Here is a 14,285-nt window from a genome sequence, read left to right as displayed (position 1 = left end):
TGATGTCTCCAGTTGATGTGCTGCGTGCGCCACGCCACGACCGGATTGCCGGCGTGGCGCGGGCTGGATGCACGGATGCACGGATGCGCCGGCCCGGCGTCCCGCAAGAGAATTCGAACGCGACGGGAAGCGGCTGCAAAGCAGCCCTCACGTCAGATCAGCTTAACGCAGATGATGAACAGCGGGTTCGAGATTCGGGACATTTGTTCTTTATACGAACATACGGTCATATATCGAACAACTAGCCTCGATAATAGGCGCGCGGCCGAAACCATGTCAAGCGCGGCCACGCCCGCACCAGGGAATACGTGCAGGCCGCGAAGCTGGTCGAAAAGGATCAGACGATTGACGCGCTCATGCCGGCGCGCCTGTGTTCACGGCGCCGGCACGAGGCTCGAGGACAGCTCAAAGGCAGCTTGGGGATCGCTGGAGGATGGCCCGCAGAGCGCTCCGGGATCCGCGACTATCGGATCTGGATGTTCTCGTCCGCGACATAGCTGCGGATCACGTCGGCAAAGCTGCGCTCGCCGCTCAATCCCAGCCTTTCGGCGCGCGACGTATCCCACCGGCCCGGCCAGCTGCCCACGATTTTTTCGACCCGCGCATCCCGCTCCCAGACGATGCGCGCGGCGGCGGCGTCGCCCGCGACTTCGCGCAGCGCGGCGACCATCTCGTCGACGCTCACTGAAATGCCCGGCAGGTTCAGCACACGCTGGTTGCCAAGCGCGGCGGAGTCAAGTTCGAGTCCGGCGATCAGGCTCTCGATCGCCTTGCGCGGCGACAGCAGCCACAGGCGCGTCGAGCCCGCGACCGGGCACACCGCCGCTTCGCCGTTCAGCGGCTCGCGAATGATGCCGCTCGCGAACGACGAGGCCGCCGCGTTCGGCTTGCCCGGCCGCACGCTGATCGTGGGCAGCCGCAGCACACGGCCGTCGACGAAACCACGCCGCGCGTAATCGTTGAGCAGCAACTCCGCGATCGCCTTCTGCGCGCCATATGACGACTGCGGATTCAACGCCGTATCATCCTGCACGACCTCGGGTAACGCGCCGCCATACACTGCCACGGAGCTTGTGAACAGCACACGCGGCCGGTGGCCACGCTGCCGGCACGTTTCCAGCAGCAGCCGTGACGCATCCAGATTGATGCGCATGCCGAGATCGAAGTCCGCTTCGGCCTGCCCGCTCACGATCGCGGCCAGATGAAAGATCGCCGAGGTCTGGTCGTCGATCATGCGTTCGAGCACGCTGCGCTCGGCGATGTCGCCGACTTCCGTGCGTACACGCTTGTCGTCGAAATTGTTGGCTTGCACTACGTCGAGCAGCACCAGCTCGGTAATCGTTTGCGGTGTGCCCTGCTTGTCTTTCAGGGAACCGCGCGCGAGCAGTTCACGCGCGAGACGCTGGCCGAGAAAACCCGCGCCGCCGGTAATCAGTACTTTCATGATGGGTTGTGTCCTTGTTAGCGGTTCGCGTTCAGATACGGTTTGAGCCAGCCGAGACCGGCCGAGGTGCCTGCGCGCGGCCGGTATTCGCAACCGATGTAGCCGTCGTAACCGAGCGAGTCGATCAGGTCGAGCAGATACGGATAATTCAGCTCGCCCGTGTCGGGCTCATGCCGTTCCGGCACGCCCGCGATCTGAATGTGGCCGATGCCCGCCATATCGCGTTTGAGTTTCACTGCAAGGTCGCCTTCGACGATCTGGCAGTGATAACAGTCGAATTGCACCTTGAGGTTCGGCGCGCCGACTTCCGCGCAGACCGCTTGCGCTTCGTCCTGACGGGTCAGAAAGAAGCCCGGCATATCGCGCGTATTGATCGGCTCGATCACGACCGTAATGCCTTCGGCTTGCGCGGCCTTCGCGGCATACGCGAGATTGTTCAGATACACCTCGCGATGCTTCGCGCGCGGCTGATCCGCGCCGATCAGGCCGGCCATCACGTGCAGCTTGCGATTGCCGATCACGCGCGCGTAGTCGAGCGCCATTTCGATGCCGCGCCGGAACTCGTCTTCGCGTCCCGGCAGCGAGGCAATGCCGCGCTCGCCAGCGGCCCAGTCGCCAGGCGGCGCATTGAAGAGCGCTTGCGTCAGACCGCTCGCCACGAGGCGCGATTTGATGTCCGCAGCGGGGAAATCGTAGGGGAACAGAAACTCGACCGCCTCGAAGCCGTCTTTCGCTGCGGCGGCAAAACGGTCGAGGAACGCGTGCTCGTTGTACATCATCGTGAGATTGGCGGCGAAGCGAGGCATGGCAGCAACTCCTTGAAAACGGTGTGATCCCGCGCGCGGCAGCGACTCATGCCGCACGCGCATATCGATTTATCGGTTGACCAGCTTGGGCGGCGTGAGCCACGTGGCAATCGCGCCGATCACGAGCATGCCGGCCAGCACGTACATGCCGGTCTGCGTGCTGTGTGTGAGGTCCTTCAGATAGCCGATCATGTACGGGCTCGCGAAACCCGCGAGATTGCCGATCGAATTGATGATTGCAATGCCGGCCGCGGCGGTCGCCCCCGACATGAACGCGGTCGGCAGCGACCAGAAGAGCGGCGCGCAGGTCAGCACACCGGCTGCGGCCAGCGAGAGAGCCACGATCGAGACCACCGTGTTGTCAGCGAACGAAGCCGCCACCGTGAAGCCGATCGCACCGAACAGCGCCGGCACGATCAGATGCCAGCGGCGCTCACGGCGCTTGTCGGCGCTGTGGCCCATCAGATTCATCACGACGATCGCGCACAGAAACGGAATCGCGCTCAACAGGCCGATATTGAATGCGCCCGTCACACCGGTCGATTTCACCAGCGTCGGCATCCAGAACGTCAGACCGTATTGTCCGGTCACGAACGCGAAATAGATCAGCGACATCCACCATGTACGCGGATCGCGGAACACCGCACCGACAGAATGTTTCTGCGCCTTGTCCCGCGGTTGCGCAGCGGCGATTTCATTGGTGAGCAGCTGCTTTTCGCGTTCGCTCAGCCACTTCGCGCTGGAAATGCCGTTGTCGAGATACAGGACCGTGGCGATACCGATCGCGATGGCGGGGATCGCTTCGATCAGGAACATCCACTGCCAGCCCGCGAAACCCGAGCTGTTGTGGAAGGTCTGCATGATCCAGCCGGACAGCGGATTGCCGAAAATGCCCGACACCGGAATCGCCGACATGAACACCGCGATGATCTTCGCGCGCCGATGCGACGGAAACCAGTAGGTCAGGTACAGGATCACGCCGGGATAGAAACCGGCTTCGGCGAGACCCAGCAGGAAACGCAAGATATAGAACTGCATCGGCGTCTTCACGAACACGAACACCGCCGAGAGCAAGCCCCACGTAATCATGATCCGCGCGATCCAGATGCGCGCGCCGATCTTGTGCATCAGAATGTTGCTCGGCAACTCGAACAGAAAGTAGCCGATGAAGAACACGCCGGCGCCGAGGCCGAACACCGTTTCGCTGAACGCCAGGTCCTGCGACATCTGCAGTTTCGCGAAGCCGACATTCACGCGGTCCAGATAGGCGACCACATAACACAGCATCAAAAACGGCACGATGCGCCAGAACACCTTCTTGTAGGTGTGCTCGATTTCAGCGGCGCCGGGTTGTCCCGCGGCGGCTGTAACCGGGCGGCTGGATTCGGCCTGATATGAGTTCATGCATTGTCTCCTTGAATGGATGGCCCGACGCGGCGCATCGCGCGCGGCCGGGCTTTGTTTTGTCGGCTTCTTCTACCAGCGCGCTCCGAACACGCTGCGCAGTTCTTCGAGTGCGGCTTCGTCGAGCGGTGCGGGCCGTGGCTGGGTCATCAACCACAAACGCGCGGTTTCTTCGAGTTCTTCGAGCGCATAGGCGGCTTGCGCCACCGAACGCTCCCACACCACCGGACCAAGACGCTCCAGCAGCACGGCGCGAACGCTATCGGCGAGCGCGGCGATCTGCTCGGCGACTTGCGGAGCGCCGGGGCGCTCATAACGAATCAGGGGGACGTGGCCCACTTTCATCACGTAATACGGCGTGATGGGCGGCAGCACGTCGGTTTCGCGCCAGACGCCCGCGAGCGTCAACGCGACCAGATGCGTCGAATGGGTATGGACGATGCCGCGCGCTTCGCTATTACGCGCATAGATGCCGCGATGCAGCGCCAGCGTTTTCGACGGCCGGCCGCCTGACATTGCGTTGCCGGCGAGGTCGACCTTGGCGATGTCGGCGGGATCGAGCCGGCCAAGACACGCATCGGTCGGTGTAATCAGCCAACCGTCGTCGAGCCGCGCGCTAATGTTGCCGGCCGTGCCCACCGTGTAGCCGCGTTGATAGAGACTCGCGCCGGTCACGCAGATTTCTTCGCGAACGCGCGCTTCATTCGTCGTGTGAAGTGCGGGCGCGCCACTCATTGCACATCTCCGTCCAGATGCCGCAGCGCCTTTTCGAAAAAGTCCGTCGTACCGAAGTTGCCGGATTTCAAGGCGAGCGCAAGCGGCTCGGCGCCGGTCGTCGCGGTAGCCGGCACGCCGGGATCGATCTGCGCGCCGATCCGCAGCGTATGCACGTCGAGCGCCTGCACGACCGCGCCCGAGGTTTCGCCCCCCGCCACCACGAACTTGCGCACGCCACGCTCGCGCAAACCACGCGCGATCGACGCCAACGTGTTTTCGACCAGATGCCCCGCTTCGTTCACACCGAGCTGCCCTTGCACTGCCTTGACTTCGTCGGGCGTCGCGGTCGCATAGATCAGCATGGGCTCGGCTTTGTCGAGGTACGGCTGCGCAAAGGCCAAAGCCTGTTCGACCACGGCTTCGCCGCGCGCCGCCGCGAGCGGATCGATGCGAAACGCGGGCCGTGTGGCGCGCCACTGCGCCACCTGGGCATTGGTCGCTTTCGACGCGCTGCCGGCCAGCACCGCGGACAAGCCGTCGACTCGCGGCAACTGCGCGGCGTCCGCCTGTTCCGCCAGCAAACCCGCGCGGCGAAAGTTGGCCGGCAAGCCCAACGCGACGCCCGAACCGCCGGTGATCAGCGTGAGATCGGCGCAGGCTTCGCCGAGTACGTAAAGGTCAGCGTCGGACACCGCATCGGCAATCGCCATGCGCACGCCTTCGTTGCGCAATGTATCGAACCTTTCGCGCACCGCCGACACGCCTCGCGCCACGGCGTCATAACGCACGAGACCGACTTTCGATCCGGTCTGACGTTGCAGCACGCTCACGAGGTCCGCATCGCGCATCGGCGTGAGCGGATGGTTTTCCATGCCCGACGCGTTGAGCAACGCGTCGCCGACAAACAGATGGCCGCGAAAGATCGTGCGGCCGTTCTCGGGAAACGCGGGACACGCAATCGTGAATGCGCCGGTCGTGCTGTCGGCGGACAACGCGTCGAGCAGCGCATCCGTCACCTGGCCGATATTGCCCGCGTCGGTCGAATCGAAGGTCGAGCAGTATTTGAAGAAAAACTGGCGGCACCCTTGCGCACGCAACCAGTCCAGCGCGGCAAGCGATTGCGCGACCGCGTCGGCGGCGGGAATGGTGCGCGATTTCAGCGCAACCACCAGGGCATCGGCCTCGAGCAGGTCATTCGATGCGGGCACGCCGATCGTTTGCACCGTGCGCATACCGCCGCGCACCAGCATGTTGGCCAGATCGGTGGCGCCGGTGAAGTCGTCGGCGATGCAGCCGAGCAGCGCGCGTTTCGTAAGTGTCGTCATGGCGCTCCTCCTGCTTACTTCGCTGCCGGCACGTCGATGCCGGGGAAAATCTTGATCACCGCGGAATCGTCTTCACCACCGTGGCCGGCCGAAGACGCCATCATGAACATCTGATGCGCCGCCGCCGACAACGGCAACGGGAATTTCGAGCGGCGCGCGGTATCGAGCACGAGGCCCAGATCCTTGACGAAAATATCGACGGCCGAAAGCGGCGTGTAGTCGCCGTTGAGAATGTGCGGCACGCGGTTTTCGAACATCCACGAATTGCCCGCGCTGTGCGTGATGACCTCGTACAGCGCATCTGGATCGACGCCTTCGCGCAAGCCGAGCGCCATGGCTTCGGCCGCCACCGCGATATGCACGCCGGCCAGCAACTGATTGATGATCTTCACCTTCGATCCCGCACCGTGCCCGGAACCGAGGCGGTACACCTTGCCGGCCATCGCGGCCAGCACGTCCTCGCAGGCAGCATAGGCCGCCGCGGGGCCGGACGTCATCATGGTCATCTCGCCGGAAGCCGCGCGCGCCGCGCCGCCCGAAACCGGTGCGTCGAGCATCTGCAAACCGGCGGCCTCGATCCGCTTGCCGAGTTCGATTGCGAAGTCCGGCGCCACGGTCGCACTGGCGATCACCACGCCGCCCTTTTTCATCGCGGCGAGCGCGCCCTGCTCGCCGAACAGCACGGCTTCGGTTTGCGCGGCATTCACGACCAGCGTGACGACCACCTCGCACTGCGCGCCGAGTTCGGCCGGTGTCGCGCAGCCCACACCACCTTCCGCGACGAACGCATTCAGGATCTCGCTGCGCAGGTCGCACGCGTGAACCCGAAAACCCGCGCGCAACAGCGAGCGCGCGACACCCAGGCCCATTGCACCAAGACCGATGACACCAACATTTCTGGACATGCTTGACCTCTATGAATTCGTTGAACGCCCGGGCCTGAAACCGGGCGCTGAGTCTGAGCACTGAAGCTCAGCAAATCCCCGCTTCCGCGAGACGCCGTGCCGCGTTGTACATATGCGTTCGTGCCGCATTGCGCGCCGCCATCGGATCGCCGGCCCGAATCGCGGCGGCGATCGCGGCATGCTCTTCGCGCACCTGACGCGAAAAGTCCTCGCGCAACGCTTCGTTGCGGCGCGTGACGACCGTGCCGGCCTCGAGGTACTGGTTCAGGAACGTGAGGGTCTTGAGGAAATACGGATTGCCGGTGGCCGCCGCGATCGCGCGATGAAAGGCGACGTCTTCAGCCACGCCGTCCTCGCCTTCGGCCACCGCTTCGTCGATCTTCGCGAGCGCCGTGTCGATCGACACCATGTCGGCGTCGCTGCGGCGCATGGCGGCTTCCGACGCGACTTCCGCCTCGATCGCCCGGCGCAACGCGAGAATCTGCACCACCGAGCCCGGCTCGACCGCTTCCGCGTAGTCGATACGCAACGGACGGATCGCACCATGCGCGGCGATGAACACGCCGCTGCCCTGGCGCGGTTCGACCACACCCTCGTTCTTCAGCCGCGAGATCGCCTCGCGGATCACCGTGCGGCTCACGCCGAATTGCTGCGCAAGCACAGCCTCGGTGGGCAGCTTGCCGCCTCGCTCGAAAGTGCCTTTGTCGATCTGCTTCAGCAACTGCTGCGCGACCGTGTCGCTCAACGCTCGCGCAGGAATCTTGTCGAACATCCATGCCTCGATTGATCATGTTATCGGGTCATCATACAAATTTTCGATGCGGCCTGCATCCATGCAAACCCTGGCATTTTTGAGCATCAGGCAGCGAAGTTGGCGAAACAGAAGGCTTAAGCTATCGTCACGCCTTTGCGCCGCATCGTGCCGGGTGAACCGGCGCGGCGCGTGCCCGCCCTTCCTCGAACGCACCTTTCAAGGTCCATGAGCCCAGCCCTGCCGCCGTCTTCCGCCGTTCCCGCCAGCGCCGAACCGGCCCCGGACAAACCGGGCGACTCCTATGTGCAGTCGTTCGCGCGCGGCCTCGCCGTGATCCGCGCGTTCGACGCCACGCGCCCCGAACAGACGCTCACGGATGTCGCCGCCGCCACCGGTCTCACGCGCGCCGGCGCACGCCGCATTTTGCTGACGCTGCAAACGCTCGGTTATGTGGAAGCCGAAGGGCGCCTCTTTCGCCTCACGCCGAAAATTCTCGACCTGGGCTTCGCGTATCTGACCTCCATGCCGTTCTGGAACCTCGCCGAGCCGGTGATGGAGCAACTGTCGGCGCAGGTTCACGAGAGCGTCTCGGCGGCCGTGCTCGATCGCACCGAGATCGTCTACGTGCTGCGCGTACCGACGCACAAGATCATGACGATCAACCTGTCGATCGGCAGCCGCTTGCCGGCGTATTGCACGTCGATGGGCCGCGTGCTGCTCTCCGCGCTCGACGAAGAAACACTCGAGGCGACGCTGAGTTCGGCGCCGCTCTACGCGCACACGCCGCGCACGGTCACTGACAAGGAAGAGTTGAAGAAAGTGATCGCGCAGGTTCGCCGCCAGGGCTGGGCCATTGTCGATCAGGAGTTGGAGGGTGGATTGATTTCGCTGTCCGCGCCGATTCGCAACCGGCAGGGGCGCGTGATCGCCGCGATGAATATCAGCGGCAATGCGCAGCGCAATTCGGCCAGGCAGATGGTGAAGGCATTTCTGGAGCCGCTGCAGCACGCCGCGCAGAACGTCTCGGAGATGGTGGCGAGGCGCGGCTGACACTAATGGACTGACTGACTGACGGGCGCCGCGCGATGCCGGCGCCCTGTCCGATCGATCAGTCGATCGGCCGTTCCGCGGTTTCCTTCAGCATCGACACCGCGATCAACGACACTACGACGCACGCCGCCACATACCCGGCCGGCGCCAGCTTGCTGCCCGTCAGCTTGATGAGCCACGTCGCAACCAGTTGCGCGGTGCCGCCGAACACGCAGACACTCAACGCATAGGCGATCGAAATGCCGGTGGCGCGCACGCGCCGCGGAAACGACTCGCACATCAACGCGAATTCCGACGCCGAGCCCATCGAATAGAACAGCAGCATCAGCGCGGTCAGCGACATGATGACGGGCAACTGCGGAAAGCGGTTGATCAGCATGAAGGCCGGAAACAGCAGCAGCACCAGCACGCCGCGTCCGAACAGGATCGGCCGCTTGCGGCTGCCGATCCGGTCCGACAGCATGCCGAACAGCGGGCACGTAACCAGCATCACGAAGCCCGAGGCGACGCCCACCAGCATCGACAGCGACATCGGCAGGCCGAGCGTGTGGATCGCGTAGGTCGGCATGTAGAAGGTCAGGATATAGGTCGAGACCGTGCCGCCCATCACCGTCAGCGTGATCAGGATCAGCGGGCGCAGATGCTGCGTGAAGAGTTCGTGCAACACGCCGCGCTCGATCGCGTGGCTGTGCGCGCTGGCCGCGTCGTCGGCCAGACGGCGGCGCAGGTACATGCCGACCGGCGCAATCAATACGCCGAGCAGGAACGGAATGCGCCAGCCCCAGCTTTCCAGCGATTCCTTCGGCAACGCGCCGGACAACGCCGCGGCGATGCCCGAGCCCATCAGCGCCGCGCCGCCTTGCGTGGCCAGTTGCCAGCTCGCACGAAAACCGCGCCGCGTGCCGCCGCCCTGTTCGAGCAGCGTGGAGGTGGCAGCGCCGAACTCACCACCTTGCGAGAAGCCTTGTACGAGACGCGCCAGCACGATCAGAAGCGGCGCCGCAAGACCGATTTGCGCATAGGTCGGCGCAATCGCGATCAGGCCGGTGCTCACCGCCATGAGCATGATGGTCAGATTCAGCGCGGCTTTGCGGCCCTTGCGGTCCGCGTACACGCCGAGCATGACGCTGCCGAGCGGGCGCGTGATGAAGCCTGCCGCAAAGGTCGCCACGGAGAGCAGCAACGAAGTAGTCGGGTCCGCCGACGGGAAATACAGCTTGCCGATGATCACGGCAAAAAACCCGTACACGGTGAAGTCGAAGAACTCGAGCCAGTTGCCGATCACCGCGGCGGCAATCGCGCCGCGGCTGGTGGGTTGGCTCGCCTGAACGGCGTGGCTCGCATCGGTCGTGGTGTTCATCGCGTGGTCTACCTCGTCGTTATGATTGTGCGGCTGGCCGATTGCGGTGCGGCTTGCTGGGTCACTGCGGCGTCACTTCGGCGTTACTGCGCCAGATAGCGCTCCACAAGCCGCGTCCAGAACGCCGCGCCGACCGGCAGATTGCGGTCGTTGAAGTCGTAGTGCGGGTTGTGCACCATGCAGCCGTCTTCGCCCGCGCCGTTGCCGATCCGCAAAAACGTGCCCGGCCGCTTCTGCAGCATGAAGGCAAAGTCTTCGCTACCCATCAGGATGTCGGTTTGCGCGACCACCTTGTCGTCGCCGACCAGTTCGCGCGCCACTTCCACTGCGAAATCCGTTTCGGCATCCGAATTGACCACGACCGGATAGCCTTCGATGTATTCCACCACCGCCTTGCCGCCATAGCTCGCCGCCTGGGTTTCGGCGAGTTCGGTAATACGCTTCTTCAACAGTGCGCGCACTTCGGGGCTGAACGAGCGCACGCTCAGCTCCAGCTTCGCGCTGCTCGAAATCACGTTGTTCGCGGTGCCCGCATGCATGGAGCCGACCGTCACCACCGCCGGTTGCGACGGATCGACATTGCGCGCGACGATCGTCTGCAATGCCATCACGATGCTGGCTGCCACCACGACCGGATCGACCGTCAGATGCGGACGCGCCGCATGCCCGCCCACGCCTTCGATCGTGATGATCGCCTTGTCGCCCGCCGACATGAACGGCCCCTTGCGGAACAGCAGCACGCCCGGCTCCTCGCCGGGATGGTTGTGCACGCCGAACACGGCGTCACAGGGAAAGCGCTCGAACAGGCCGTCGTTGATCATCTTCAGCGCGCCGCTGTCGATGCCGCTCTCCTCGGCCGGCTGGAAATACAGGTGCACCGTGCCCGAAAAGTTGCGCGTAGCCGCGAGGCGTTGCGCCGCGCCGAGCAGCATCGTGGTGTGGCCGTCGTGGCCGCATGCGTGCATCTTGCCGTGCGTGCCGCTCGCATACGGCAGACCGGTTTGCTCGATGATCGGCAACGCGTCCATGTCCGCGCGAATGCCAATGCTGCGCTTGCCGTCGCCCACCTTCAGCGTGCCCACCACGCCCGTCTGACCGACGCCGCGCGTGACCTGCCAGCCCCATTGTTCGAGCTTGTCGGCGACCAGGGCGCCCGTCTGGTGCTCCTCGTAAGCCAGCTCCGGATGGTGGTGAATGTGATGGCGAATCTCGCGCAGGCTCTCGGCGGCAGGCACCAGGTCGGACACTTCGGTAAAACGCGCGGCTTCGCTCATCTCTATGGCTCCAGGGGATCACGGCCGCGTCAAAACGCGGCAAACAGGCGAGCACTATAGCCACGCCGTTTTATTCGAATAAGATGCTGTTTTTTTCACCCCGATTAACAATCGTTATATACGGGATTACCCGAATGAAACTGCAGCAGTTGCAAGCGTTCGTCGCCGCCGCCCATCACCGCAGCCTGCGCGCCGCCGCGCGCGAGCTTGGCGTCACGCAGCCGGCCGTCACGCATACGATCCGCGAGCTCGAAAGCGCGCTGAATGCGGAATTGATGGTGCGCAGCGTACGAGGCATCGAACTGACGGCTTGCGGGCTTGCGCTGCTGCCGCGCGCCGAACAGTTGCTCGGCGATATGCGGCGCACGGTGGAAGCCGTCGAACAGGTGAAGGGAGAACTGGCCGGCAAGGTCAGCGTGGGCACCATGCCGTCGATTGCGCTCACGGCGCTGCCGCACGCGGTCTCGAAGTTTCGCCGCGCGATGCCGCTCGTCAATCTGCATCTGGAAGAAGTGACGATACCGGACGCGGTCGCGCGTTTGCGCAATGGCGCGCTGGATATCGCGGCGATCCACCACGTGCAGGCGCTCGACAGCGACCTGGTGCAAGCGCCGCTCTACTCCACGCAGTTCGTCGTCGCCATGCGCGCCGGGCATCCGCTCGCCAACGTGACGCGCCTGCACGAGCTACTCGACGCGGAGTGGATCGTGACCGTGGGCGCCGATCATTTCCCCCATAGCGTGATGATGGCCATGTTCAACGCACATGGCTTGCCGGTGCCGAAGCGGCTGGTGCGGGCGCCGTCGTCGTTCGCGGTGACGCTCGGGCTGGTGTCGCAAACCGACGTGATCGGCTGCTTCACGCGACCGCTGGCGCAAATGGTCGCGCCGCTCGGCATCCGCGTCGCGCAGATCGAAGAGGCGCTGCCGAACTACGATCTCAGCATCATTTCGCGGCGCGATCTGTTGCCGACACCGGCCGTGCTGCAGTTCGTAGCGTGCTTGCAGGAAGCGACGCGGGAACGGATGGCGGCAGCCGGATAGTACGGCTTACTGAACGTCGGCTTCCGCTTTCAGAAACGCGATCAACGCGTGGCCCGCCTCATCCAGCGTGCCGGAATTGTCGATCGTGGTGCAGCGCACGCCGTCCGGCAGCGAGAACGGCGCGCGGCGCGCGAGCCGCGCCGCCACCTGTTCCGCCGATTCGCGCGCCCGCGCGCCGAGCCGGGCTTCGAGAATATGCGGCGCGGCGTCGACGTGCACCACTTCCGTGTTCGGATAACGCGCCAACGTGTGCTGCAAATGCTGACGCGAGCCGTTGACGACCACCGTGCAACCACGCGCCAGCCACGCATCCAGTTCGATACCGATGCCATAGCGCAGCGAGTGGCTGGACCATTCGAGCGCGAACAGACCAAGCACGGAGCGCGCGGCAAACTCTTCGACGCTCAACGCCACATGCGCTTCGCCGTTGCCGCTCGGCCGCGTGATATAGCGGTGCGCAAACAGAATCGGCTCGCCCATCAGCCGCTTGCGCGCGAACTCCAGCAGCGAGTCCTTGCCCGCGCCGGACGGCCCCATTACATAGATCAAACGACCTGTCATTGTCATTACACCTCGCCGGTCTGGAAGGGCACACGTTGCCACAACACGAACGGCTCTCCGGGCGCCGGTTCGACGAAGAGCGCAGCATGATCGACAATCAGCGGCCCAAGCGCGGCCGTGCGCGCTTGCCACCATGCGACCAGCGTGGCGCGTTCCTTCGCGTCGGCGAGCGAACTGGAGAGCGTCATGTGAAAACGGAATTCGTCGAGCACGTACGGATAGCCCCATTCGATCAACAGCGCACGTTGCCGTTCGCTCAGCGGCGCGGCCAGTCGACGCGCGAGATCCGCGGCCAACGGCCGTGCGCGCAAAGCATCGAGCGTGTGCAAGGCGCTCGTGGCCACGTCGCGAATGTGGGATTCGCCTTCTGCATCGGCTGGCCGCAGCGCAACGAAATCGCCAAGCGTTGCGGCTTCCACCGGCAGCGCGAATGCGCTTCGCGTGCGGGCCCATTCACGCGTGGCGTGCAATACGTGTGCCTGTGTCACGCCTTCGGCGAGTCTAAACGGCGCGACCAGTGTGCCGTGCCAGCCGTAGCGGCGCGGCGCTTCAGTCAACGCCGCGAGCGGTCGCGTCAGTTCCGGAGGTTGCGGAGCCTCGCAGCACTCGCCGCTTTCCGCGTCGCGCGCGAGCCACGCCGAACCGGCCTGCCACCACGCCGATTCACGCGCGGGCGCGTAATACACGGCAAAACGAGCCTCGGCGCCCCAGGCCGCGCCGCTCATAGGTCGTGCTCCACCAGCAGTTGCACGCGGTCCGCGGCAAAGTGGGTGAAGCCGTATTTGACCGGCGTGCCCTGCAGATCCACATCGACGTTTTCGACCCACAGCACGGGCTGCTGACGGTTGATATTCAAACGCCGTGCCACCTCCGGTTCGGGCAGCACGCTGCCGATGCGGCTCCACTTGCGCAGATAGTCGTTCACGCCGAATTCCGCCATGGCCTTGGTGATGCTGCCGGTACGCTCCAGCACCTCCGGCAAGTCCGCGAACCGCGCCGCGGGATACCAATTGCGCGCGAAGGTGAGCGGCACGCCGTCGGATTCGTGCAGCGATTCGATCCGGTAGACCGGCGCACCGGCCCGCAGACTCAGCGCCTTGGCAACGCTCGGCTCGGCCTTCACGCGCGCGGCCGACAACATCGTGCCGGCCGCCGCGTGATGCTGCTGGCGCAGGTTTTCCGTGAACCGCGTGCGGCGGCCGATCGTATAGTCAATCGCGCCGGGTTGCACGAAGGTGCCGCGCCCCTGCTCGACGCTGACGAGGCCCAGCGCGGCAAGACCCAGCATGGCCCGGCGCACGGTATGCCGGTTCACGTCGAAGCGTTTGGCCAGTTCGCCTTCGCTCGGCAGACGCCCTTCTTCGCCGAAACCGCTGGCGGCGATTTCCGCCGCCAGGATCTGCTCGATCTGCCGCCACACGGCAACGCCCGCGCCGCGTTCGAGCATCGTGCCCGGCGTCGCGTTGTCGTTCGATGTCATGGTGCTGTCATTCCCTTGGGTTCAAATAATCGCTATGACGTGCATTGTAGTGCGCAAGCCGTGATGGAAATGTGAAACGGCGGGTATGCGCTACACGGCTCGACAAGCATACCCCTAAACATCTAGACGTTTAGATGAATAGATGGTCAAATGTTGACTCGC

At 64.4% G+C, this 14,285-nt stretch carries 15 protein-coding genes; 3 read left to right on the top strand and 12 right to left on the bottom strand.

Translation table 11 applies throughout. The annotated features are described in order from the left end of the window. Positions 1-245, top strand: a 245-nt coding sequence (locus P0D68_RS21865) for a hypothetical protein (protein ID WP_408299676.1), incomplete at its 5' end; no start/stop codon positions are given. A gap of 218 nt (positions 246-463) precedes the next feature. Here P0D68_RS21865 and denD read toward each other — a convergent pair. The 7 genes from denD to P0D68_RS21830 all read right to left on the bottom strand — a co-directional run bounded on the left by denD (position 464) and on the right by P0D68_RS21830 (position 7,373). Beyond that, entirely contained in the window at positions 464-1,444 is a 981-nt protein-coding gene (gene denD, locus P0D68_RS21860; protein WP_408299674.1) for a D-erythronate dehydrogenase, read from the bottom strand. A gap of 17 nt (positions 1,445-1,461) precedes the next feature. Next, entirely contained in the window at positions 1,462-2,250 is a 789-nt protein-coding gene (gene otnI / locus P0D68_RS21855; RefSeq protein ID WP_408299672.1) for a 2-oxo-tetronate isomerase, read from the bottom strand. A 69-nt stretch (positions 2,251-2,319) separates the two neighbouring features. Continuing rightward, on the bottom strand, positions 2,320-3,654 hold the full coding sequence (locus tag P0D68_RS21850) for an MFS transporter (RefSeq protein ID WP_408182194.1): 1,335 nt from the start codon (positions 3,652-3,654) through the stop codon (positions 2,320-2,322). 72 nt (positions 3,655-3,726) lie between these two features. Further along, positions 3,727-4,389 (bottom strand): 3-oxo-tetronate 4-phosphate decarboxylase, encoded by a 663-nt coding sequence (gene otnC, locus P0D68_RS21845; RefSeq protein WP_408299669.1) that lies wholly within the window; start codon positions 4,387-4,389, stop codon positions 3,727-3,729. Next, positions 4,386-5,696: a 3-oxo-tetronate kinase gene (otnK, locus tag P0D68_RS21840; RefSeq protein ID WP_408299667.1), complete on the bottom strand. Its 1,311-nt coding sequence runs from the start codon at positions 5,694-5,696 to the stop codon at positions 4,386-4,388. The genes otnC and otnK overlap by 4 nt, the downstream gene beginning before the upstream one ends. Before the next feature lie 14 nt (positions 5,697-5,710). Then, entirely contained in the window at positions 5,711-6,601 is an 891-nt protein-coding gene (gene ltnD / locus P0D68_RS21835) for an L-threonate dehydrogenase (RefSeq protein WP_091802738.1), read from the bottom strand. A gap of 67 nt (positions 6,602-6,668) precedes the next feature. After that, positions 6,669-7,373: a FadR/GntR family transcriptional regulator gene (locus P0D68_RS21830; protein ID WP_408182202.1), complete on the bottom strand. Its 705-nt coding sequence runs from the start codon at positions 7,371-7,373 to the stop codon at positions 6,669-6,671. A gap of 207 nt (positions 7,374-7,580) precedes the next feature. Between P0D68_RS21830 and P0D68_RS21825 the strand changes: the two genes are divergently transcribed. Beyond that, positions 7,581-8,405: an IclR family transcriptional regulator gene (locus P0D68_RS21825; RefSeq protein WP_408182204.1), complete on the top strand. Its 825-nt coding sequence runs from the start codon at positions 7,581-7,583 to the stop codon at positions 8,403-8,405. A gap of 58 nt (positions 8,406-8,463) precedes the next feature. On the opposite strand, the gene P0D68_RS21820 is transcribed toward P0D68_RS21825, so the two are convergent. After that, the gene (locus tag P0D68_RS21820) at positions 8,464-9,765 is read right to left on the bottom strand and encodes an MFS transporter (protein ID WP_408182206.1); all 1,302 of its coding nucleotides are present in this window, start codon (positions 9,763-9,765) and stop codon (positions 8,464-8,466) included. A gap of 83 nt (positions 9,766-9,848) precedes the next feature. Further along, positions 9,849-11,039 (bottom strand): M20 aminoacylase family protein, encoded by a 1,191-nt coding sequence (locus tag P0D68_RS21815; RefSeq protein ID WP_408182208.1) that lies wholly within the window; start codon positions 11,037-11,039, stop codon positions 9,849-9,851. 134 nt (positions 11,040-11,173) lie between these two features. Here P0D68_RS21815 and P0D68_RS21810 point away from each other — a divergent pair, with 134 nt between their 5' ends. After that, positions 11,174-12,082 carry a LysR family transcriptional regulator gene (locus P0D68_RS21810; RefSeq protein WP_091802750.1) on the top strand — a complete coding sequence of 303 codons (909 nt, stop codon included), beginning with the start codon at positions 11,174-11,176 and terminating at the stop codon, positions 12,080-12,082. A gap of 6 nt (positions 12,083-12,088) precedes the next feature. On the opposite strand, the gene phnN is transcribed toward P0D68_RS21810, so the two are convergent. From phnN to phnF, 3 genes are read right to left on the bottom strand one after another with little or no spacing between them, the layout of a single operon-like run. Then, positions 12,089-12,643 carry a phosphonate metabolism protein/1,5-bisphosphokinase (PRPP-forming) PhnN gene (phnN, locus tag P0D68_RS21805; protein ID WP_408182375.1) on the bottom strand — a complete coding sequence of 185 codons (555 nt, stop codon included), beginning with the start codon at positions 12,641-12,643 and terminating at the stop codon, positions 12,089-12,091. 5 nt (positions 12,644-12,648) lie between these two features. Further along, positions 12,649-13,368, bottom strand: coding sequence for a DUF1045 domain-containing protein (locus P0D68_RS21800; protein ID WP_408299664.1), 720 nt, complete (start codon positions 13,366-13,368; stop codon positions 12,649-12,651). After that, entirely contained in the window at positions 13,365-14,123 is a 759-nt protein-coding gene (gene phnF, locus P0D68_RS21795; RefSeq protein ID WP_091802756.1) for a phosphonate metabolism transcriptional regulator PhnF, read from the bottom strand. The genes P0D68_RS21800 and phnF overlap by 4 nt, the downstream gene beginning before the upstream one ends. Positions 14,124-14,285 lie beyond the last annotated feature (162 nt).

It is taken from the genome of Paraburkholderia sp. RL17-380-BIE-A (assembly GCF_046028085.1).
In the GTDB taxonomy this organism is placed as follows: Bacteria; Pseudomonadota; Gammaproteobacteria; order Burkholderiales; family Burkholderiaceae; genus Paraburkholderia.
This window is presented reverse-complemented; position numbering and strand designations above follow the sequence as displayed.